This window comes from Rhodococcus sp. 14-2496-1d, assembly GCF_002259365.1.
In the GTDB taxonomy this organism is placed as follows: domain Bacteria; phylum Actinomycetota; class Actinomycetes; order Mycobacteriales; family Mycobacteriaceae; genus Rhodococcoides.
In genome coordinates this window covers 1-20,370 of record NZ_NPFV01000012.1, presented here as the reverse complement: position 1 = coordinate 20,370, position 20,370 = coordinate 1, and the positions used below count along the sequence as shown (strand labels likewise).

The following is a 20,370-nucleotide window of genomic DNA, read 5'->3' as shown; positions in this document are numbered from 1 at the left end:
TCTTTTCTTATGGCGACGATCAGTGTCTCAGTACAGATGCCCGAGAATCCGCAGGGTGCGTGGGACAAAGCTTCCGCACTCGATCGGTTCGACGAGTGGATGACCATCCACGGTGGATGGTGCAGCCCACCGCCCAAGAAGGTCGGCAAGGGCACCGAAGTGGAGTCACTGGTGAAGGTGAAGGGCTTCAAGAACACGATCAACTGGACCTTCACGGAGTACGACGAACCCAAGCTGATCGAGATGTCCGGCCGAGGTAAGGGTGGAGTGCGAATCTCGCTGACGGTCCATGTACGTGAGGCCGAGGGTGGATCGGAGCTGACGCTCGATGCGAAGTTCGGCGGGGGTGTGCTGTTCGGTCCGGTGGGATCGGTGGTGGCGCGAGCACTCGATACCGATGTGAAGAAATCCGTTGCGAACCTGGCGGCGCTGAGCTGACGGATCTTCGTCGAACTAGCTGCACGACAGTCTCTTCCAGCCCCGCACCGTGTTCTCGGTGCGGGGCTGGGGTCGTCTGCGGGCTTGTGTGGTGCGCGGGTCAGGCGATGTGGGGGCCTGCTCGGGCGTGGGATGGTCGGGGTTGTCGGTACGGGTCGACGGTGGCCGGTGGCACGAACCACGGGTGGCCGTCGGTGCCGATGAACACTTCCCAATCGGAGTGGTGGAGGAGTCGGTGGTGGAATCCGCACAGGAGGACGAGGTTGTTCATGTCGGTGGGGCCACCATCGGCCCAGTGCCGGATGTGATGCGCTTCTGTCCAGGCGGCGGGTTTGCCGCAGCCGGGGAAGGCGCAGGTGTGGTCTCGGGCGATGAGCGCCTTCTTCTGTTTGGCGGTGACGGTGCGTGCGGTGCGGGCAAGGTTGATCGGGGAACCCGTCTCGTCCATGACGATGGCGGTCAGGACACAGTCGCAGGCGAGTTGCCGGGAGGTGTTGCGCGACAGTGGTCCCATCCAGGGTAGCCACCCGACGGTAGTGCCGTCACCGAACAGGTCCCGGTACGCGCCACGATCTGCGGTAACTGGATCTGTGTCGGATTCGTCTGCAGCGCGGGTGTTCTCGTCGTCGGCGATGTCATCGACGTCAGCACTGTCGCGGAGGTCGGTGAGATCGCGCAGGCTGATGTGCAGGTTCAGGTGCGGTCTCTCACCGCCTTCGGTGGGGCGGTTACTCGAGGCGAGGTATTGGTCGAGGATGTGTCCGAAGGCGTCGGCGCGACGCTTGGCGGGGCTGCGGTCGTCTCCGGTTTTGGGTGTCTCGGTGCCGTCGGGGTCGGGGCGGGGTTCGGTCAGCGGGGAGAGTGCGGTGAGAAGTTTCTCGCCGGTGATCGCGTCGAAGTCTCCTTTGAGTACCAGCCGCCCGTTCAAGGTCTTGGAGGCGAAGAGTTCGTTGCGGTCGGTGTCGTCGGCGGGTGGTGTCTTGCCGCCGTAGGTGTCGTGGAGTTTGGTGATCGCTTCTCGGATGCGGCCGGTGCGTGCACCAGGCCCGGTCGCAGCGGTGATCATCGCTTTCCGCGCTATGTCCTGGCCTTTTTGGGGGAGGTTCTTGGGTGGGGTTTCGGCGAAGGTGAGGATCAGGGCGGCGTGGTCGATGGTCATGACTCCGGTGTTCACGGCGTCGGCGATGTCGGGGAAGTTCTTCAGTCCGCGGGCGAGGGCGACGATCTTGGTGGCCTTGGACGGTGAGAGCAGGGTGGTGGAGGTCAGCCAGCCTGCGGGTCCGGGGAAGCCGAGTTTTTCGCGGGAGACGCGGGTGTCGATGTCGGCGACGAGAGCGATGCGGCGGGCTTCGAGGAGCTGGATCTGGTGGGAGACCGCGGCGGCGTCGGCGAGGAGTTCTGCCTCGCTCAGTTGCCAGATCGCTGTGGTCATGCCATGAAGTGTATCGAACGTGCGTTCGACCAACAACCTTCGTTGAATGGAAAACTATTGCGCTACTTGACTATTCGTGATCGAAAACCTGTCAGTGGTGTGTGATAGGTGCGGCCGCGCGCGTTTCAGGATGATGGTCGCCGTGGCTCAGGTTCCGGTCACGAGCAACGCGTCGAATATCTCGACTTCCCAACCGAAGTCGACGGACAGCAGTGCATCAACTTGTACCCATCGGCCGGCCTCCTGCATCGTAAATGGCCGACTCGCCCGTTCGCCATGTCGTCGACGGCGAGACCGATCGTCGTGGGAGCCCTGAGTGGAGATCGAAAGCGGGAGGTCGGCCGCGATGATCGGTCTCGCCTTCATGGCCAGACTGCATCCAGATCAGTTGTCGACGTCAGTGGCACGGGATGTCGAGTATTGAGACTTACGCCAATTGGGCGAAATTCAGAACAGACGCCTAGATCTGTCGGGTCTTTCGCAACCACCACAGTCCCGCGATGGGGAGCACCACCGGGATGAAGACGTATCCGGATCCGAAGTGCGACCACACCGTCGGCTCCGGGAAGTCCTGGGGTTGAATGTAGCTGAGCGTGCCGATGCCGATGACTCCGACGAGTTCGATGATGCAGGAGACCGTCACCACTCGTCGAGACGCTTCTGTTGCTCGTGCCAGTCCTACCGTGGCGACGATGTAGACCACAGCAGCGAACGCCGAGAGCAGGTACGCCACCGGTGCGTCGTCGAATCGCGTGGTGAGTTGCACGATCGAGCGTGATGTCGCGGCGACGGCGAACACGGCGTAGACGGCGATGAGGAAGCGCCCGAATCCGGTGCGCGTCGCTTGCTGGAGGTTGTCAGGCATATCCGGCCCAAATCTGGCTCAGGCGCAGCACCATGGCCGCGAGGGTGAGGACGGCAACGAGGAGTACGGCAGTGCCGCCGCGGGAGCGGTCGCCCAGAGACCACCACGTGCCGAGGGGGAGAAGGAACAGCAGTCCGACGAGGTAGGACCCGAATGTCAGCCGGTGTATCTCGCGGTCCGAGGTGAACATCATGACGAACCCGATGACGGCCTGCAGCGCGACGACGGCCTCGGTGGCCGCGATGGTCCAGAACAGTGCGCGATCGGACTTGTTCTTCAGCAGAACCGGTCGGTTCATGACGAGCTTCGCGAGCACCCAGACACCGACGACCAGGGACAACGCATACAACAAGCCGGTGACGGCGCCGATCATCGAGTTCCTCGTCAAGTTCGTGGTGGATGGGTGATGCAGCCTCCACACTATCCGCGTAACGCCACGTCAACACTGTGAGGCCCTCGAAACACGGCGTTGTTCCGGGTGTGACCAATCGGAAATGGATGGGGCTTGTACTTGTTCCACGGCCGCAGAGGATCCGCTCTCTCGCCGGACATGACCTCTCTTCCTCAGGTGGCCATCGGTGTCCACCGCATCTCGAGTAGTTGCCCACTGCATTCAGCCAGTTCCGCGAACCTCAGGAGACACCAGTGTCAGATCTCGACCAGTCCATCGCCGAGAACATCAAGAAGTCCCTCGAAGAGATTCCGCACCCTTCACTTCCCAAGGGCAGCAACATCTACGGCTCCACCAAGATCTTCCCCGATTACAAGGCCGAGAACGGCGAGAGCTACTTCACGCTGGTGCACGGCATCGCGCACGAGTCCTCGGTGTCGTTCGTCGCGGTACTCCAGGCGACCCGCGCTCTGCGCAAGGGCTTCGAGTCGGCCATGTACTTCTACGGTCCCGGTGCCATCAATTGCCTTGCCACTCGCGGCTTTCCCACCACCGGTGACTCCGGGTTCCCGGGCGAGCAGAACATCAACGATTCGCTCGCGACCTTCATCGCCGAGGGTGGCACCGTGTTCTGCTGCCGCTTCGGACTGGCCCTGCACGGCGGTCGCGAAGAGGACCTCATCGAGGGCGTCATCCCGGCCCACCCCCTGGACGTGCAGGACGCGCTGATCCACTACGCGCGCAAGGGTGCCATCATCAACTCGACCTACATGGTCTAGGAGCGCACCGTGTCGGTCAGTACGCGTGTAGATCTGGCGTTGCTCGGTATCCGAGGATCCACGCCGGTCTCGAGAACGGCAGGCGCCGGGCCGAGCGACGACGGGCATGTCACGATCGATGGCCTCGGCGCAGCCATCCCGCGCAATCCGCTCAGTCCGTACGTCCTCGAAGAGGGTCGAGTGCTGTTCGACGGCAACGACATCGGGCTCGACGTGCAGGCTGTCGACCGTCCGAAGTTCTACGACCTGGAAACCGCCGACGGTATCGCCTACGAGAAGATCGCGAAGCTGCACGGCTCCAGCGTTCTCGCGACCACCGTGGTGCAGACCTGCATCCGCTACGACGCGGATCAACGCTGCCGTTTCTGCTCCATCGAGGCGTCGCTCGAAGCCGGCGAGACCATCGCCGTCAAGACTCCGGCGCAGCTCGCCGAGGTGGCCGAGGCGGCGGTACGGCTCGACGGCGTCACGCAGATGGTCATGACGACGGGTACCTCGGCCGCGAAGGATCGCGGTGCCCGTCACTTGGCCCGATGCGTGCGAGCCATCAAGGCCGTGGTTCCGCAGCTGCCGATCCAGGTGCAGTGCGAACCTCCTGGCGACCTGCAGACCATTCGAGATCTGTACGACGCCGGAGCCGAATCCATCGGCATCCACGTCGAATCCCTCGACGACGACGTTCGACGCCGGTGGATGCCGGGCAAGGCATCGGTCTCGATGGACGAGTACCGCGCTGCGTGGAGAGAAGCGGTTCGTGTCTTCGGACGCAACCAGGTCTCGACGTACATTCTGGTGGGGCTCGGCGAGGATCCGGACGAATTGGTGGCCGGGGCAGCGGAACTCATCGACATGGGTGTCTACCCCTTCGTCGTTCCGTTCCGTCCGCTCGCCGGAACGTTGGCGGTGGACGTGGACCGAGCGAGTGCCCCCGACCGGGACGTCCTCGAAAACGTCACCCGACGCGTCGCCAAGGAACTCCAGGCCGCGGCGATGCTCGGATCCGATCAGAAGGCAGGCTGCGCGGCATGCGGTGCGTGCAGCGTTCTGCAGAACGCGGGAGGCTGACATGTTCGGTGTCGTAGAAGCGGGCGACCTTGCCGGATTGTCCGGTACTGCAACCACTGTCGTCGAGCCGAGGTTCATCATCCAACCGTGCGAAAGCGCAGCGCAGTTGGACGCCTATCGTGCCCTCAGGAGAGCGACCTTCGTTGCCGAGCAGGGCCTGTTCGCCGGCACCGATCACGACGACGTCGACGACGATTCCCGCGCAGTCGTTCTGGTCGCCACCGATCGGGACGGTACAGTGCTCGGCGGAGTGCGGCTGGCACCCTGTACCGCAACGGATCTGGGGTGGTGGGCCGGGAGCCGCCTCGTGGTCTCCGCCGCGGCGCGTACGTCCGGCGTCGGGCCCGCCCTGGTTCGGGCAGCCTGCGCCCATGCGGAGAGTCGAGGCGTACTTCGCTTCGACGCGACGGTGCAGAAGCGCAACGAGCAACTGTTCACCCGCCTCGGGTGGATTCGCCGCGGCGACGTCGAGGTGGCCAACACACCGCACGTTGCGATGTACTGGCCGATCGACCGCATCGAACGACTCGTCTCGTCGACCAAGGCAATGTTGGCCGGGGTGCTCGCACCTCTGAAGGCGCAGCCACTCGGGCTCGGAGCCAGAGGTTTTCGCGGCGACGACGGCGTTCCGGTACCAGGTAGCGACATGATCGCCGCGTGCGATGCCATCATCCCTTCCATGGTCGATCGTGATCCGGAGTGGGCCGGCTGGTGCGCGGCGCTGGTCAATCTGAACGACCTGTCGGCGATGGGTGCGCGCGCTGTCGGAATGCTCGATTCCGTCGGAGCCCCCACCCAGAGTCGGCTGACCCGCATCATCCGTGGTCTCGCCAATGCCTCTGCGGCATGGCAGGTCCCGGTACTCGGCGGCCACACTCAGGCCGGGGTGCCGTCATCGCTGTCGGTCACCGCACTCGGGCGGACCTCTCGACCGGTGCGTGCCGGCGGCGGAAGCGTCGGCGATCGGTTGACGCTCACCGCAGACGTCGAGGGCGAGTGGAGGCGCGGATACCATGGGCAGCAATGGGATTCGTCTTCTCGCCGGAACTCCGACGAATTGACGGAAATGGCGTCGTTCGTAGCCCGCACCGCACCCAAGGCCGCCAAGGACGTCTCGATGGCGGGCCTGGCCGGCACCACCGGAATGCTCGCCGAGGCGAGCGGAACCGGTGCCGTACTCGACATCGCCTCGATACCGAAGCCCGACGCAGCGTCGATGGGTGAATGGATCACGTGTTTTCCAGGGTTCGCGATGATCACCGCGGACCGTCCCGGTGCACCTACTGCACCGTCGGGACCTGCCCTGTCCGCAGTCTGCGGAGAGCTCACCGACATTCCGGGCGTCGCGCTGCGATGGCCCGACGGAATCACCACTCGCGCGGTCACGTCCACCGTGACAGGATTGGGAGAAGCATGACCACCCACCCGAAGCCCGTCACCATTTCTGTCGCCGCAGCCGAGTTCGGTCGCGACATGGAACAGGGTTACGCCACCATCGCCGCCCTGCTCGAGGAATCACGCAACCGCGGCAGCCAACTGCTCGTCCTACCCGAGGCCTGCCTCGGCGGCTACCTGCCGAGCCTCGGTGGCGGCGACGAGACCGAAGAATCGCGACAGCGTCGACTGAAAGCACTTCCCCCGGCCCTCGAACTCGACGGACCCGAGATCAGGCGGGTCATCGACATGGCGGGCGATACCGTCATCACGTTCGGCTTCTGCGAGAAGGACGGCGATACCCGCTACAACGCCGCCGTGACGGTCGACGGCAGCGGCATTCTGGGTTCCTACCGCAAGGTGCATCAGCCGCTGGGTGAAAACCTCTGCTACGACGCGGGAGACAGCTACTCCGCCTTCGACACTCCGATCGGCCGCATGGGCATGCAGATCTGCTACGACAAGGGATTCCCCGAGGCAGCACGGGAACTCGCGCTCGACGGTGCCGAGATCGTCGCGTCCATCTCCGCCTGGCCGACGGCCCGCACCGCAACCGTCGAGAACATGGAAGAGGACCGGTGGAAACAGCGGTTCGACATCTACGACCGAGCCCGTGCTCTCGAGAATCAAATCGTCTGGGTCGCAGCCAATCAAGCAGGCACCTTCGGATCGCTTCGATTCGTCTGCAGCGCGAAGATCGTCGGACCCGGCGGAGAGATCCTGGCCGGAACAGGCGTCGAACCGGGCTTGGCCACGGCCACCGTCGACGTCGCCGCACTCATCGGCGCGGCACGTGGCGGCGGCATGTACAACCTTCGTGATCGCCGCCCGTCCGTGTACCGGACCATCACGAAGGAGCCGATCCATGCCTGAGATGTCGTTCCTCGTCCGATGGCCCGATGGTCGCGAACAGTCCTGCTATTCACCGTCTCTGGTGATGCACGACTATCTGACACCCGGGCAGGAGTACCCGGTGGCGGAGTTCGTACAGCGGACGTCGGAGGCGTTGACGATCGCCAGCGATCGAGTTCTCGCCAAGTTCGGCATGCGGTGCACCTCGGCCGCGCAGCAGATGGAAGAGATCCACGGTGTCAGTACCTCGTACGAGGCCGGTGCCGTTCGCGTACTGAGTATGTCGGGAGCTGAACTGCTGTGACCGGAGACATCGTCGAGCATCACCGAGTGATCGTCGTCGGCGGCGGACAGGCCGGCCTGTCGATCAGCTGGCATCTGACGCAGCGTGGCATCGAACACCTCGTGTTGGAGCGCGACACGATCGCGCACGAGTGGAAGGACTCGCGCTGGGACAACTTCACTCTCGTCACGCCGAACTGGCAGTGCGCACTCCCTGGATACTCCTACGACGGTGACGATCCCGACGGGTTCATGCAGCGCGACGAGGTGTACGCCTTCGTGCGCCGTTACGCCGAGAGCTTCGATGCGCCTGTACGAGAACATGTTTCTGTCGACCGAGCTCTGCAGGGCCTGGATGGCGGCTTCGACCTGCAGACGTCCGACGGCCCCATGCATGCCGACCAGATCGTCGTCGCCGTCGGTGGATACCACATCCCCACCATCCCGCGGTTCGCCGAGAAGCTACCGCGTGACATCGTCCAGATCCACTCGTCCGATTACCGAGGATCCCACCAGTTCCCGGACGGCGACGTGCTGGTGGTAGGCACCGGACAGTCCGGTGCTCAGATCGCCGAGGACCTGCACCTCGACGGCCGACGTGTTCACCTGGTGGCCGGCACCGCTCCCCGCGTCGCACGCTTTTATCGCGGCCGCGACTGTGTCGCCTGGTTGCACGATATGGGGGTCTACGATGTCTCCATCGAAGATCAACCCGGTGGCGTCGGCAAACGCGAGAACACCAACCACTACGTCACCGGTCGTGACGGTGGTCGAGACATCGACCTGCGCGCATTCGCCACCGAGGGGATGCAGCTCTACGGCCGATTGCTCGGCGTCGAGGACGGTGTTCTGCAGTTCGCACCCACCCTGGAGGCATCTCTCGATGCCGCGGATCGGGTGGCCGAAAGCATCAAGGACAACATCGACGCCTACATCGAGCGCGAGGGAATCAGCGCCCCCACCGAGGATCGCTACGTGCCGGTGTGGCGGCCGGAGACCGAGACCACCGAACTCGACCTCGCCACCACCGAGATCAACGCCGTCGTCTGGTCGGTCGGCTTTCGCACCGACTACCGGTGGCTGAAGGTCGGTACCTTCGACGGTGAGGGGCACCCGAACCACAACCGGGGCGTCACCTCGGTGCCGGGCCTGTACTTCCTCGGCCTGCCGTGGCAGCACACCTGGGGTTCGGGACGCTTCGCCTCGGTGGCCCGGGACGCGCAGTTCCTCGCCGACCAGATCGGTCTCGAGATCAGTGCAGCACAGTCTCGAAGCTCAGTGCAGCCGCAGAGCCAGATGGTCTGAGTCCCGTTGGCTCCTATCAAGATCGGCGCGCTGGCAGCACATTTCGGGAGAGATGTCGACCGGGCCGTACTGAAGATCACCACGATCATCTCCAGTGCGGCTCGAGAAGGCATCGATCTCCTGGTGCTGCCCGACGCGTCCCTCGGGGGCTACATCAACAGCCTGAGCAATCCGGATCCCGCGGAACTGCCGCCCACCCTCGATCCCGACGGTCCGGAATTGGCCGCCATCATCGCCGCGGCCGGAGACATGACGATCTGCATCGGGTACACCGAGCTGTCGAAAGGGCTGCGGTACAACGCTGCCGCCTGCCTGACGGGAGACGGCATTCTGGGTAGTCACCGCAAGGTGCATCAGCCGCTCGGGGAGTCGCTCGCCTACGCGGCCGGTGACCACTTCGAGGCCTTCGATACCCCGGTGGGGCGGATGGGGATGCTGATCGACTACGACAAGACGTTCCCGGAGTCGGCGCGGACGTTGGCGCTCGACGGAGCGAGAATCATTGCGGCGCTGTCGGCGTGGCCCGCCAGCGTCACAGATCGGGCGTCCTCGCTGCCGAACGATCGGCAGTCCCGGCTGTTCGATCTGTACGACGCAGCCCGAGCGGCCGAGAACCAGGTGGTGCTGGTCTCGTCCAATCAGACCGGGGTGATGGGGTCCCTCCGCTTTCTGGGTCAGGCGAAGATCGTCGGTCCCGGTGGTGACGTATTGGCGCGGACCTGGTCCAAGGGCGGGCTCGCGGTGCACGAGATCGATGTCGACGCCGAGGTCGACCGAGCCCGCCGGGGACTGCATCACCTGGCGGAACGCCGGGTGGATGCCTATCCGAATCTGTTGCAGGAGAAGCCGGGCCAGTGAAGATCAGCCTGTTGACGTACTCGTCCAAGCCGCGCGGCGGAGTGGTGCACACGCTGGCGTTGGCGGAGGCACTGGCGCGCGCCGGTCAGGACGTCTCGGTGTGGTCTCTCGGCCGCGGTGGAGACAGCACGTTCTTTCGTGCCGTCGACCCCGCAGTCGACATCAGAATGGTCCCGTTCGAGCACCGGGACGAAGAGAACGTCGGAGAACGAATTCTGCGGTCGATAGATGTTCTGCGGCAGGCGTTCACACCGGACGAGTACGACATCGTCCACGCGCAGGACTGCATTTCCGCCAATGCCGTCGGCCGCTGCATCAGGACCATCCATCACCTGGACGAGTTCACCACGCCCGAGCTGGCCGCATGCCACGAACGCGCGATCACTGCGCCGTATGCGCGTATCTGTGTGTCGGCGGCAGTGGCGAGCGATGTTCGCCGCGGTTGGGGATTCGAGCCTACGGTCATACCCAACGGCGTCGACGCCGAGAGGTTCACTGCGGCTGCGCAATCGGGTCGATCGCACTGGCGCGAGAAGCTCGGCCGCTACGTGCTCGCAGTCGGGGGTATAGAACCACGCAAGGGCAGTCTCGATCTGCTCGACGCCTTCGCCCGGCTTGCTGCGCACGATCTGCGCCTGGTCTTCGCCGGCGGCGAGACGCTGTTCGACTACCGCGACTACCGTTCCGAGTTCGACCGGCGCGCAGCAGAACTCGGTATCGAGCCGGTGATACTCGGTACCGTCGACGACGACGAGTTGCCGCACCTCGTGGCGCAGGCCGCTGTGCTGCCGTTCTTCTCCACCAAGGAGGGTTTCGGGCTGGCGGCCATGGAGGCTCTCGCGGCGTCGACTCCCGTCGTCGCGCGAGATCTGCCGGTACTGCGGGAAGTGTTCGGAGACAGTGTTACCTACGCGTCCACGGCAGCGACCATGGCGGCCGAACTGGAACGTGCGCTCGCGACCCCGCAGGACCCGTCACCCGGTCTGACGCTGGCGCGCAGCCTGACGTGGGACGAGGCCGCGCGTCGACACCTCGAGTTCTATTCCTCGCTGCGCTGACCGTTGCGCTTGTTGCGCCTGAGTCCGTGGGGCTTGAGCTTGTGGAACCCCTTGACCCGTAGTGAGCGAATCGATTTGAGGAAGAACTCGGAATCGTGACGCAGCTCTTCGGTCATGACTGTGTCGACGAGAGTCGTTCCGGGATTGGCCGAACTGGTCAGGCGCGCAGCGATGTTGACCACCGAGCCGTACAGGTCGCCGTAGCGGGCGAGAACCGGTCCCCAGGCCAACCCGACGCGCAGGTCCGGCATGTCTTCCTGCTCGGCGAACGCGTCCTGCAGGTCGAGGGCGATGTGGGCGGCGTCCTCGGGCGTCTGTGCGCTGAACATCACTTCGTCGCCGACGTTCTTGATCACCGAACCACGCCCGCGCGCAATGATATTGGTGGCGAGCGACTCGAACTCCTCGAGCAGTGTCGTCAGTTCGCCGATGTCGAGTCGACGCGTCAGGCTGGTGTAGCCGACCATATCCGCGAAGCCGACGGCCATGACGGGGCTGTCGGTGGCGTCGTCGGGAGCGGCGATGGACCGGCCCGCTGCTGCGGCCAGATGCCGACGCCAGGTGTAACCCTGGAGCGCTTCGAGGGTGGGCACAGTCTCGGCCGCGATGTCCCTGGCGTTGCGCCGGATGGCGTCGATGTCGTTCTTGTCCTCGTCGTTACTGGTGATGCGCTCGAGGATGTGAGAGTTCACCACGCCCACTTGCCATTCGGCGAGCCTGGACATCGACTGGCCGAGAGTGCGCGCAATCGCGACTTCCATCTCGGGCTTGATGACCTTCTGTTCGGTGAGTCCGGTGATCAGCTTCAGTGCCTCGAGGTCTGCGTCGGTGTAGACGACGGCCTCGGTGTCGGTGTGGATGGGAAAGCCCATGCCGATCCACAGTGCGATGACCCGCTCGAGCGGCAGCCCCGACTTGCTGACGATGTCGGAACGGTTGTACTTCGGCGTGCCCCCCAGGAGATTGCGTTCGATCTCCGCTTGCACCACCGAGTTGATCTGGTTCTCAGGCATATCCCAACGTTCTGTCGAAATAGGAACGGACATCGTCGACGTACGAGTCGATCTTCTCGGGCTCCCAGTCCGTGGTGGGAATGGGCTCGCCGACGGTGACCTTGACGGTACCGGAATGGACGGTGAAATCCTTTTTCCACATCACGTCGCCCGCATTGTGGATGACGATCGGAACGATGGGCACTCCAGCCTGCATCGCCAGGTGAAATCCGCCCTTCTTGAATCGGCCGAGACGCGACGTCGGCATCCGCGTGCCCTCGGGCGCGATGGCGACCGAGATGCCACTGTGCAGCTTCTCGATGGCCGGGCGCATCGCCTCGCGGGCCTGAGCGGGATCGCCGCGGTCGACGTAGGCGACGTCGAAGATCCTGCCCAGCAATGCGAATCGCGGGTCGCGTTCGAGTTCTCGCTTGGCGACCGCGGTGATGTCGCGTCGGAGAATGGAGGTGACGATGATCGAGTCGGCGGTGCTCTGGTGGTTGAACATGAAGACTGCCGGGCGTGCCGACCACGCGTTCTCGGTGCCGGTCACGTCGAGCTTGACGCCGGCGATGGTCAACGCGATGTCCGGCGCGATGGTGCTGGTGATGTTCGCTCCGTTGCGGCGACTGCGCGTCAGCAGTCCCAGTCCCAGTCCGATCGATGCGCTGGCCAGCACCGAACCGAGAGCGGCGGTGCTGCGTACGGCCGAGGTGAGGTCGGTGCCGCGCTTGGGGCTCTCCAGCGTCAGCGACGGCCACTTCTTCTTCGCCGCGTACCGCTGTAGTTCCGGGTCCGGATTGAGAGCGACGGGTCGCCCGACGGCCTCGAGCAGCGGCACGTCCTCGCCGCCGTTGGAGTAGGCGAAGCAGCCGGCCAGTGCGATGCCCTCCCGCTCGGCGTAGTCGATCGCGGCCTGTGCCTTGCGCGGACCCCACAACGAATCGCCGACCAGTTCGCCGGTGAGTATCCCGTCGGTGACCACCGGAGTGGTGCAGAGCAGAGTCTCGAACATCATGTCCTGCTGCACGGGCAGAGCCTGATACGGCGTGGCCGAGGTGGCCATCACCAATCGGTGCCCGGCATGGCGATGAGCTTCGACGAGCGCGCGGGCCTGTGGGTAGATCATCGGCGCGATCTCGTTGCGGAACAGCGTGTACGCCTGCTCCATCAGGTCTTCTTCCCGACGGCCCTCGAGGCCGCGGACTGCCTTGCCCATCAGGTTGTCGACCGGAGAGTTACGCATCCGCATCTCGACGACGGCGCTCGATATCTCCCACAGTTCCTTGACCGTCACGTCCAGGGTCTTGAGTCGTTCGAGAAACACTGCGCGGGCCGAGAACCCGTTGATCAGAGTGCCGTCGAGATCGAAGAATGCCACGGTGTCTCGGCCGGGTGGAGCGGCGGCGATCGCGATGAGTCGATCGTCGAATTCGGTCATGAATTGTTCTCCTCGGGGGCCGAGATCGGATCCACCTCGCGCAGCATGCGGTGCGCCATGTCGCGGATCGTCCGCACCTTGCGTGCCCACTCGTCGATCTCGAGCGCGAATGCCCTGCGGCGGCGGGCGATACCGTCTGCGCTCGAATCGACCAGGTCGCGATTCTCCGCCAATTGCAGTGCCGTGTCGAACAATTCGCCGGAGATCGACTCGCTGTGATCGAGCTGCTGACGAAGCCGTCTGGCCTGAGCAGCACCGAGGCATTCGGTGATGAACTTCGGCTTGTCGAACTCACCGCTCTGGGGCAGCAACATCAGCTGATCGGCAACCACCTGGTAGGCCTCGAAGATCGGCTGCAACACACGGTGCGCCAGATGCAGATCCTGCGACTGAAGTTGTCGCGCAGCGTAATCGGGGTCGCTGATGTGGGTGCGCCAGTCCGGATCGATGAGATCGACCTCGGATTCGAGCCGTTCGCCGAAGTCCTTCTTGTCGCCGAAGAAGAACTCGAACTTGAGCAGATCGCGCAACTGCAGTGCCGACTGCCACAGAGATTCCTGGGTCAACGGCGTCGAATCGCCGCCGGTCGGGAGCACCACCAACTCGCCGATGGCGCGCATGACGAAGAAGTGGATGGCGTTGTTGCGGAAGAACGCTGCCACCAGGTGCTTGTCCTGGGCCAGGTAGAACAGCGGCTCGGGGCCGTCGTCGAAACGCTTGACGACGTTGGCGTTGACCTGTGCGATGACGGCCGAGCGCACGACATCGACGTCGGCGATGTCCACGCCGCCCGCGGTGGGCAGGTTGCGGCGTTTGATGTAGCGCGCGAGCGGGGCGATGATCGCCCACATCTCGTTGACGTTGAGAGCGCGATCCTCGATGCCGAGCAGGGCCATGGTGACCAACGCCGCCGGCGTCACCGGAGTCGCGTCGTTGATCGCGTGGGAGACGCCGAGCGCGATCTTCTGCACCGCCACCCGCTTGTCGGGATTGTCGGCGACGATCGACGCCACCGACATCGGCTCGCCGAAGTTCAGGTACACGTTGCCGCGCAACGTGCCCTGCGCCCGGATGTAGCCGATGGCCATGCGAATGCCCTCGGCCTGCTTCTTCGCTCCGTGCGACTCCTCGGCCATCGCACCGACCTCGTGGAGGCGGTCGTAGGTGATGGACGTCGGAACCAGGTAGACGTCCTCGGCATCGCTGGTCTCGAGTGCGTCGACCAGATAGGTCAACAACCCGAACCGCGGCGGGCGGAGCTTTCCGGTGCGGCTGCGGCCGCCTTCGATGTACCACTCGAGGTTGAACCGCTTGCTCAGCAGGAAGCTCATGTACTGGCGCAGCGTCCACTTGTAGATCGCGTCCGAGAACTTCCGCTGGATGAGCACCACGCCACTGCGTTTGGCGATCGGACCCAGCGGCCAGAAGCCGACGTTGATGCCGCCCATGACGTGGTTGAGCGGCAGACCTTCGGCCAGCAGCGCCGGACGCAGCACGAGCGGGTCGAGATAGGAACGGTGGTTGGGAAGGAACACCAACGGATAGTTCTTGTTGAGCTCGCGCACCTTCTGCAGTTGATCGCGGTCCACGTCCACCTTGTACGCCCGCGAGAAGTACGCCCCGAGGGTTCCCCACATCTCGACTGCACGACGGGTCTCGGTTGCCACCATCTCGCCCAGGATGTCCTGGACGCGCTTGTCGACGGCCTCGCGATCCTGGCCGACCTCTTCCGCGAGCTCGGTGATCCCGTCGCGGAACTTCTTCTGCTCCGTCATGTCCTCGACGACGAAGCGCGGGATCTTGTACTCGGAGCCGATGACGCCGCGCTCGGCCTTGTCCAATGCCAGACTGGCCTGACGCAGAATGAACGACGACAGGGACGTGCCGCCACCGCGTTCGAACCGTTCTCGCAGATCACTGAGTGTCGCGGGTTCCCCGACCAGTACCGCGGAGTGGTCGGGGTCGTCGCCTGCCACCCATCGCTGCCATACCTGGGTGGGCTTGGACCGACCACGGGGCGCGAAGATGCGGTGCAGAATGCCGTTCTTGCGATCGGACAACGTGACCCGCAGCGGGATGAGCAGCGGATCGTCGGCGTACCCGCGAACACTGTCCGACAGTGACGTTCTCGCCTCACCCGAGAGCACAACCGAGGGCGGACGGGGCTCGCCGTCCGGTGTGGTGGCGTCGATCCACTGATTCAGAGCCTGCACCTCGAGGGTGGATTTGGCGTCGAGCAAATACACGTGCGGACCGTCGCTGAGCGACTGTTCGTCCGCGTCGAGGTGGTACATCGAGACTCCTGTTCCGCACCTCCGCAAGAAGGCACGCCGCCAGGCTACGCGGCAGAAACCGCGCGCGAGGGTGGTTCGGCGAGGGTGGTTCCCGGACGCCGATCTCCCCGAGAGTCGGGCAGCTACCGGCCGGTACTCGGTGAGGGTCGACGACACCTGGAGTGTGCTCGGGCGGCGCGCGCGACGGCTGTCGTATAGGGTCGGAGGCATCGACCTTCTCGGTCACCCTCAATCTAAGTGTTAATCCAAGTAACAGTTACTTGTGGTTACAGTTACTTGGATTAACAGACAAATTGCCTCTCGATGCGTCGATCCGACGCGCTCTGCGCTGCCCGGCCGCATCTCACCTGCATCTGTGCGACAGTATTCGCAAACACTTTCGAGAAAGGTCGGTAGTCGAATGCCACCCCGTGGGCGCGCCGTGAACGATTCGTTGACCCCCGAGAATCTGACGACACTGGCGGCGGCGCTGGCCGAGGGGCGTCGTGCCACCGTCTATCTCCGTGAACCGAACCCGAGCCTTGGGCTGCCCGACGGCACCTCGGCGAAGGTCGTGTCGATCGACGGCAACACGGTCACGATCAGCCCGAAGGGCGTCAACGACGAATTGCCCTACGAAGCCGAGGAACTGCGCATCACCCGCAACGCGGCAACTCCGCCTGCGCCGGCCAAGCGCGTACCTGCCAAGAAGACCTCGGCGGCTCCGCCGGTGAGAAGAGCCGAGCCGCAACCCGCGCCCGCGGCGGTGGCGCCCAAGGCAGAACCGGTACAGCCCAAGGCGGTGGAACAACCGAAGACTGCGTCGCCGCAGAGTTCTTCTTCCCGTCGAGTCAAGAAGCCACCGGGCGGAATCAGCGTCACCATTCATGCCGGGGCCGACAACGATTGGTCGGTCACGGTGACCCAGGGTGCGAAGCGGCCCACCAAAGCGCAACCGGTGAGCCCGGAGTCGGTAAGCCGCGCTGTTCGGGAGTTGGGCGATCCCACGGCACGCGACGCAGTCGAGGCAGTCATCTCCCACGCGCGCGAGGAGGCCGCACGGCGCGTTGCAGAACTGAGCCGGCAACTCGAAGAGGCGCGCACGACGCTTGCCGCCCTCGAGCAGGACGTATGAACGACTCACTCGTGTTCGTACACCTGTTGTTGCTAGGGTTCTGCCGACACCGCTGAGAGGGAGTACATGTTCAAGAAATTCATGCTCGTCGTCGTGGGGGCGGCTGCAATCGTAGCCAGCGTCGGCGTGGGGACCGCATCCGCGGCCGCTCCAGCTGCTCTCGGCGGCGGCTCGGGAATCATCGTCGGAGGCCAGGCCGAGTGCACGCTGACGACGATCGGAAACGACCGCAACGGAAACCTGGTCGGCTTCACCGCCGGCCACTGCGGCCAGGCGGGTGCCTCCATCGTTCCCGAATACGACACCTCCCTCGGCGAGGTCGGCCGCATCGCGTTCTCGAACCCGGAATACGACTACGCCCTCATCGAATTCCAGCGTGACAAGGTCGCACCGATCAACCGCGTCGGCAATGTGACCATCTCTCAGGTCGGCCCGCCGACGGCGTTCCCGAACATCGTCTGCAAGGAAGGCCGTACCACCGGCAACACCTGCGGACTCGCGTACGGCGACATTCTGCAGTCGCAGGAGACCTGGGCTCAGCTGTGTGTCGTCGAAGGTGACTCGGGCAGCCCGGTCGTCGTCGGCAACACCCTCGTCGGCATGGTCAACGCCTACCTCGGCGTGGCGTGCTTCGGACCCGAGGTCGGCACCAACTTCGACGCGATCCTTCGCAACGTCGATCAGGGCAACGGACTCGGCGCAGGATTCGTCCCGGCTCCCTAGCTCCACCTGGTTTCGGCCGAAGGCCCCGTTCGCGCGATGTGTTGTGCGAACGGGGCCTTCGCCGTTCGCGGGGTAGGTGAGGCTCTCAGCGGGCGCGGGCCGACGAGTCGGACGACCGAATGTCGGCGACGATGCGTTCGGCGTCGTCCGGCGCGATTCCCAGCAGCACCAGGCTCGACGTCGTCGTCGCTCCCGCCGGGTCGCCGATCGCACCGGCGTTGGTGGCATCGAGGATCGACAGTGCGATCGCCTCGATGTTGAGGATCAGTACTTCTGCGGCGAGATACGAGGAGAACACACCCTCGCGCTGGCCGCGCCGGATGACGGCGGCGGCCGATTCTCTCATCGGTCCGAGGAGATCGTGAATACTGTTGTGTCCCAGATCTGTTCGCGCAACGGCGAGTAGCAGTCGGTACTGATCGCCGACGCGTGTCAGAGCGAGTGTCTGCCGGACGAACACCGTGACGGCCGATTCGTCCGCGGCGGGAACCCGGCCGAGTGCGGCCGAGATGCTGTCCGCTGCCTCCAGGGCGATACCGTCGATCAGAGCTTCGCGAGAGGCGAAGTGGGCGTACACGGTTCGCCGGACTACTCCTGCAGCAGCGGCGACATCGTTGATGGTCGCATCGGGATTGTCTGCCAGGACCCCTTGCGCAACGTGCAGAATTCGCGCTCGGTTGGACCGGGCGTCACGGCGTTGCACGGGCGGCGCTGCTGCGTCCCGTGCAATCGAACTCGACTCCGTCGTCTTGCGCACAGGACAACATCTAGCACGATCGCGGGCGGCCAGTGTGGCTGCCGCCACAAAAGATTGCCGATCCTAGCCGATGCTTCCTAAACTGCACAGCACTGTGCAAGGTGTGTCTCGCACTTTGCCAACGGGGGGGGAACACACGATGACACTGCTTGCGATGACGCCTGTCCAAGACATGCACAAGCCGTACCCGCGACGCTGGTCGGCGCTGGTGGTGCTGTGCCTGAGCCTGCTGATCGTGGTCATGGCCAACACGTCACTGCTGGTCGCCGCACCGGCGATGACACTCGACCTGAGCCTGACGAGCAGCGACCTGCAGTGGGTGATCGACGGCTACACCGTCCCCTACGCGTCGTTGATGTTGCTGTGCGGTGTGATCGGAGATCGCTACAGCCGCCGTGGCGCTCTGATCATCGGTCTCATCATCTTCGTCGCCGGTTCGGTGGCCGGGGCGCTCACCGATGCCACCCTCGGGGTGATCCTGGCCCGCATCGTCATGGGTGTGGCCGCTGCCATCGTCATGCCCGCCACACTGTCGTTGCTGGTGGCGACCTTCCCGAAGCGGGAGCGCGCCACCGCGGTCACCGTGTGGGCGGCCACCTCGGGACTCGCGATCGCGGCAGGGCCGCTGTTGGCGGGCTGGCTTCTCGAAAGCTACACCTGGCATTCGACGTTCCTGATCAATGTTCCGATCGCGTTGGCCGCCATCGTCGGAGCCGTCGTACTGGTCCCGCCGTCACGGGCCGTCGACCCGGGTGCGATCGACTGGATCGGTGGTCTGCTGTCGGTGCTGGCCGTGTCGACCATCGTGTACGCCATCATCGAGGGGATGCACTTCGGCTGGACGGTCGGGCCGTTGTACTTCGCGCTCGTCGGGCTGCTGTCGGTCCTGGGCTTCGTGGGATGGGAACTGCGCCATCCCAATCCGTTGCTCGACGTCCGAATGTTCTCGTCCCGCGTCCTCAGCGGAGCCACCCTGGCGGTGCTGATCTTCTTCCTCGTCACCTTCGGTGCCATCTACTTCGTCGCGCAATACCTCCAGTTCGCTCTCGGTTTCGGTCCGGTGTCCACCGGCATTCACCTCCTGCCTTTGGCCGGGGCAGTCTTCGTCGGATCCGGAATCACGATGTGGCTCACGCCGAAACTGGGACCCCGCATCACCGTCACCGCAGGCATGGTCGTGGGAACGCTGTCGGTCGTCTCGCTCATCGGGATCGACGCGACGGCGACGTACTCCGACTTCCTTCCCGTACTGACGCTGCTCGGTCTCGCAATCGGCCTGTCCGTCTCGCCCTGCACCGACTCCATCATGGGCGAGTTCCCGGACAGCAAGCTCGGGGTCGGCGGCGGCCTCAACGACACCGCCCTCGAACTCGGCGGATCGCTCGGCATCGCTGTGCTCGGATCGGTGCTCGCCGCGTCCTACCGTCAGGGAATCGAAGGGTTTCTGCAGACCTTCCCCGGCAAGCAACCGAACGGACAGTACACCGGGCAGGCGGCGGAAGCGCTTGCCGCGTCTCAGGATTCGCTGGCCGGTGCGGTGATCGTCTCCGACGTCATCCGCGACCAGAATGCATTCCTCAGCGGGTTCGCCGACAATCTCGAAGCCAATGCCGTCGCGGCGTTCGGTGACGCAGTGGTGCACACGAGTGTCGTTGCCGCCGTGATGTTCGGCGTCGGCACCGTAATCGTGGCGCTGCTCATCCCGGCCAAGACTGCGACGGCGTCGTCGGAGAAGATCGCGTTCGAGCCGATCGTCCCCTTCGTCGCACCGCCGGCCAAGGATCCGGCAGCAGATCGAGAGGTCGCCGAGCTCGAACAACTCCTCGAGCGGCCGTCGGCCGAGCCCCATAAATCCGGTGCACGACACGCATTGCGAATCGCCGAGGAGACCGCACCGCCGGCTGCACGCATCGTGGCCGAGCCGGCTCTGGTGGACGCCGAGCTCGAGCGTCCCAGCATCTATCAGCTGGCCTCGAAGGTGTACGAACTCGACGCCTCCGTCGCCCGGCAGGCCACGGTGGACAGCAAGTCCGGTGACCGCGTGACGATCCACCAGCTCGCCCTGTCCAACCTGGCGCGCACCCGACGCGTCGAGGCCGAGGAAGCTCTCGACGCCGCGCTCGAATTGAGCGACCTTCCGGTTGCACCCGCACCGGAGCCGGTCGAACCGACCTCGCCGCTGCAGACCTTCTACCAACGGGCCAGCAGACAACAAGCGAACTGCACCGCATTCAAGGAACGCTCGAGCTCCATGTGGGCAATGCCGCTGTAGTTCCGCCCTACCCCACCC

The 20,370-nt window shown here is 64.6% G+C and carries 19 protein-coding genes; 12 read left to right on the top strand and 7 right to left on the bottom strand.

Translation table 11 applies throughout. The annotated features are described in order from the left end of the window. The first annotated feature begins 9 nt into the window (after window positions 1-9). A complete protein-coding gene (locus CH296_RS08335) occupies window positions 10-438 on the top strand; it encodes an SRPBCC family protein (RefSeq protein ID WP_032396781.1) in 429 nt (142 codons plus the stop codon). A 100-nt stretch (window positions 439-538) separates the two neighbouring features. On the opposite strand, the gene CH296_RS08330 is transcribed toward CH296_RS08335, so the two are convergent. From CH296_RS08330 to CH296_RS08320, 3 genes are all read right to left on the bottom strand, one after another. After that, window positions 539-1,870: an HNH endonuclease signature motif containing protein gene (locus tag CH296_RS08330; RefSeq protein WP_094684485.1), complete on the bottom strand. Its 1,332-nt coding sequence runs from the start codon at window positions 1,868-1,870 to the stop codon at window positions 539-541. Between the two features lie 460 nt (window positions 1,871-2,330). Beyond that, on the bottom strand, window positions 2,331-2,735 hold the full coding sequence (locus tag CH296_RS08325) for a hypothetical protein (RefSeq protein ID WP_094684484.1): 405 nt from the start codon (window positions 2,733-2,735) through the stop codon (window positions 2,331-2,333). Next, entirely contained in the window at window positions 2,728-3,108 is a 381-nt protein-coding gene (locus CH296_RS08320) for a hypothetical protein (RefSeq protein WP_045197472.1), read from the bottom strand. Before CH296_RS08320 ends, CH296_RS08325 begins: the two co-directional genes overlap by 8 nt. A 272-nt stretch (window positions 3,109-3,380) precedes the next feature. Between CH296_RS08320 and CH296_RS08315 the strand changes: the two genes are divergently transcribed. From CH296_RS08315 to CH296_RS08280, 8 genes are read left to right on the top strand one after another with little or no spacing between them, the layout of a single operon-like run. Then, entirely contained in the window at window positions 3,381-3,905 is a 525-nt protein-coding gene (locus tag CH296_RS08315) for an MSMEG_0572/Sll0783 family nitrogen starvation response protein (protein ID WP_027495238.1), read from the top strand. A gap of 9 nt (window positions 3,906-3,914) precedes the next feature. Beyond that, on the top strand, window positions 3,915-4,970 hold the full coding sequence (locus CH296_RS08310; protein ID WP_094684483.1) for an MSMEG_0568 family radical SAM protein: 1,056 nt from the start codon (window positions 3,915-3,917) through the stop codon (window positions 4,968-4,970). Window position 4,971: 1 nt separating this feature from the next. Continuing rightward, window positions 4,972-6,387 carry an MSMEG_0567/sll0787 family protein gene (locus CH296_RS08305; RefSeq protein WP_094646422.1) on the top strand — a complete coding sequence of 472 codons (1,416 nt, stop codon included), beginning with the start codon at window positions 4,972-4,974 and terminating at the stop codon, window positions 6,385-6,387. Beyond that, window positions 6,384-7,277, top strand: coding sequence for a carbon-nitrogen hydrolase family protein (locus CH296_RS08300; RefSeq protein ID WP_094629172.1), 894 nt, complete (start codon window positions 6,384-6,386; stop codon window positions 7,275-7,277). Before CH296_RS08305 ends, CH296_RS08300 begins: the two co-directional genes overlap by 4 nt. After that, entirely contained in the window at window positions 7,270-7,560 is a 291-nt protein-coding gene (locus tag CH296_RS08295) for an MSMEG_0570 family nitrogen starvation response protein (RefSeq protein WP_032396776.1), read from the top strand. The genes CH296_RS08300 and CH296_RS08295 overlap by 8 nt, the downstream gene beginning before the upstream one ends. An 8-nt stretch (window positions 7,561-7,568) precedes the next feature. Next, a complete protein-coding gene (locus tag CH296_RS08290) occupies window positions 7,569-8,843 on the top strand; it encodes an MSMEG_0569 family flavin-dependent oxidoreductase (RefSeq protein ID WP_094684585.1) in 1,275 nt (424 codons plus the stop codon). Between the two features lie 6 nt (window positions 8,844-8,849). Beyond that, window positions 8,850-9,701, top strand: coding sequence for a carbon-nitrogen hydrolase family protein (locus CH296_RS08285; RefSeq protein ID WP_032396775.1), 852 nt, complete (start codon window positions 8,850-8,852; stop codon window positions 9,699-9,701). Continuing rightward, a complete protein-coding gene (locus CH296_RS08280; RefSeq protein WP_094684482.1) occupies window positions 9,698-10,759 on the top strand; it encodes an MSMEG_0565 family glycosyltransferase in 1,062 nt (353 codons plus the stop codon). Before CH296_RS08285 ends, CH296_RS08280 begins: the two co-directional genes overlap by 4 nt. Here the strand turns inward: CH296_RS08280 and CH296_RS08275 are convergent. Genes CH296_RS08275 through CH296_RS08265 form a run of 3 tightly spaced genes read right to left on the bottom strand, consistent with a single transcriptional unit; the run spans window position 10,741 to window position 15,486 of the window. Further along, entirely contained in the window at window positions 10,741-11,772 is a 1,032-nt protein-coding gene (locus CH296_RS08275; protein ID WP_094684481.1) for an adenylate/guanylate cyclase domain-containing protein, read from the bottom strand. The two genes, CH296_RS08280 and CH296_RS08275, sit on opposite strands and share 19 nt — an antisense overlap. Beyond that, on the bottom strand, window positions 11,765-13,192 hold the full coding sequence (locus CH296_RS08270; protein ID WP_032396772.1) for an HAD-IB family hydrolase: 1,428 nt from the start codon (window positions 13,190-13,192) through the stop codon (window positions 11,765-11,767). The genes CH296_RS08275 and CH296_RS08270 overlap by 8 nt, the downstream gene beginning before the upstream one ends. Beyond that, window positions 13,189-15,486 carry a glycerol-3-phosphate 1-O-acyltransferase gene (locus tag CH296_RS08265; RefSeq protein WP_094684480.1) on the bottom strand — a complete coding sequence of 766 codons (2,298 nt, stop codon included), beginning with the start codon at window positions 15,484-15,486 and terminating at the stop codon, window positions 13,189-13,191. Before CH296_RS08265 ends, CH296_RS08270 begins: the two co-directional genes overlap by 4 nt. Before the next feature lie 400 nt (window positions 15,487-15,886). Between CH296_RS08265 and CH296_RS08260 the strand changes: the two genes are divergently transcribed. Beyond that, window positions 15,887-16,600 carry a DUF6319 family protein gene (locus CH296_RS08260; protein ID WP_094629175.1) on the top strand — a complete coding sequence of 238 codons (714 nt, stop codon included), beginning with the start codon at window positions 15,887-15,889 and terminating at the stop codon, window positions 16,598-16,600. A gap of 66 nt (window positions 16,601-16,666) precedes the next feature. Then, window positions 16,667-17,323 (top strand): hypothetical protein, encoded by a 657-nt coding sequence (locus tag CH296_RS08255; RefSeq protein ID WP_032396769.1) that lies wholly within the window; start codon window positions 16,667-16,669, stop codon window positions 17,321-17,323. 85 nt (window positions 17,324-17,408) lie between these two features. On the opposite strand, the gene CH296_RS08250 is transcribed toward CH296_RS08255, so the two are convergent. Further along, window positions 17,409-18,080 carry a TetR/AcrR family transcriptional regulator gene (locus CH296_RS08250; protein ID WP_052049897.1) on the bottom strand — a complete coding sequence of 224 codons (672 nt, stop codon included), beginning with the start codon at window positions 18,078-18,080 and terminating at the stop codon, window positions 17,409-17,411. Window positions 18,081-18,219: 139 nt separating this feature from the next. Between CH296_RS08250 and CH296_RS08245 the strand changes: the two genes are divergently transcribed. Beyond that, window positions 18,220-20,352 carry an MFS transporter gene (locus tag CH296_RS08245; protein WP_094684479.1) on the top strand — a complete coding sequence of 711 codons (2,133 nt, stop codon included), beginning with the start codon at window positions 18,220-18,222 and terminating at the stop codon, window positions 20,350-20,352. Window positions 20,353-20,370 lie beyond the last annotated feature (18 nt).

Bases quoted from the DNA above. Each gene is read 5' to 3' on its own strand.
- CH296_RS08335 (WP_032396781.1), top strand. From the start codon at position 10: ATGGCGACGATCAGTGTCTCAGTACAGATGCCCGAGAATCCGCAGGGT.
- CH296_RS08330 (WP_094684485.1), bottom strand. From the start codon at position 1,870: ATGACCACAGCGATCTGGCAACTGAGCGAGGCAGAACTCCTCGCCGAC.
- CH296_RS08325 (WP_094684484.1), bottom strand. From the start codon at position 2,735: ATGCCTGACAACCTCCAGCAAGCGACGCGCACCGGATTCGGGCGCTTC.
- CH296_RS08320 (WP_045197472.1), bottom strand. From the start codon at position 3,108: ATGATCGGCGCCGTCACCGGCTTGTTGTATGCGTTGTCCCTGGTCGTC.
- CH296_RS08305 (WP_094646422.1), top strand. From the start codon at position 4,972: ATGTTCGGTGTCGTAGAAGCGGGCGACCTTGCCGGATTGTCCGGTACT.
- CH296_RS08300 (WP_094629172.1), top strand. From the start codon at position 6,384: ATGACCACCCACCCGAAGCCCGTCACCATTTCTGTCGCCGCAGCCGAG.
- CH296_RS08295 (WP_032396776.1), top strand. From the start codon at position 7,270: ATGCCTGAGATGTCGTTCCTCGTCCGATGGCCCGATGGTCGCGAACAG.
- CH296_RS08275 (WP_094684481.1), bottom strand. From the start codon at position 11,772: ATGCCTGAGAACCAGATCAACTCGGTGGTGCAAGCGGAGATCGAACGC.
- CH296_RS08270 (WP_032396772.1), bottom strand. From the start codon at position 13,192: ATGACCGAATTCGACGATCGACTCATCGCGATCGCCGCCGCTCCACCC.
- CH296_RS08265 (WP_094684480.1), bottom strand. From the start codon at position 15,486: ATGTACCACCTCGACGCGGACGAACAGTCGCTCAGCGACGGTCCGCAC.
- CH296_RS08260 (WP_094629175.1), top strand. From the start codon at position 15,887: ATGCCACCCCGTGGGCGCGCCGTGAACGATTCGTTGACCCCCGAGAAT.
- CH296_RS08255 (WP_032396769.1), top strand. From the start codon at position 16,667: ATGTTCAAGAAATTCATGCTCGTCGTCGTGGGGGCGGCTGCAATCGTA.
- CH296_RS08245 (WP_094684479.1), top strand. From the start codon at position 18,220: ATGACACTGCTTGCGATGACGCCTGTCCAAGACATGCACAAGCCGTAC.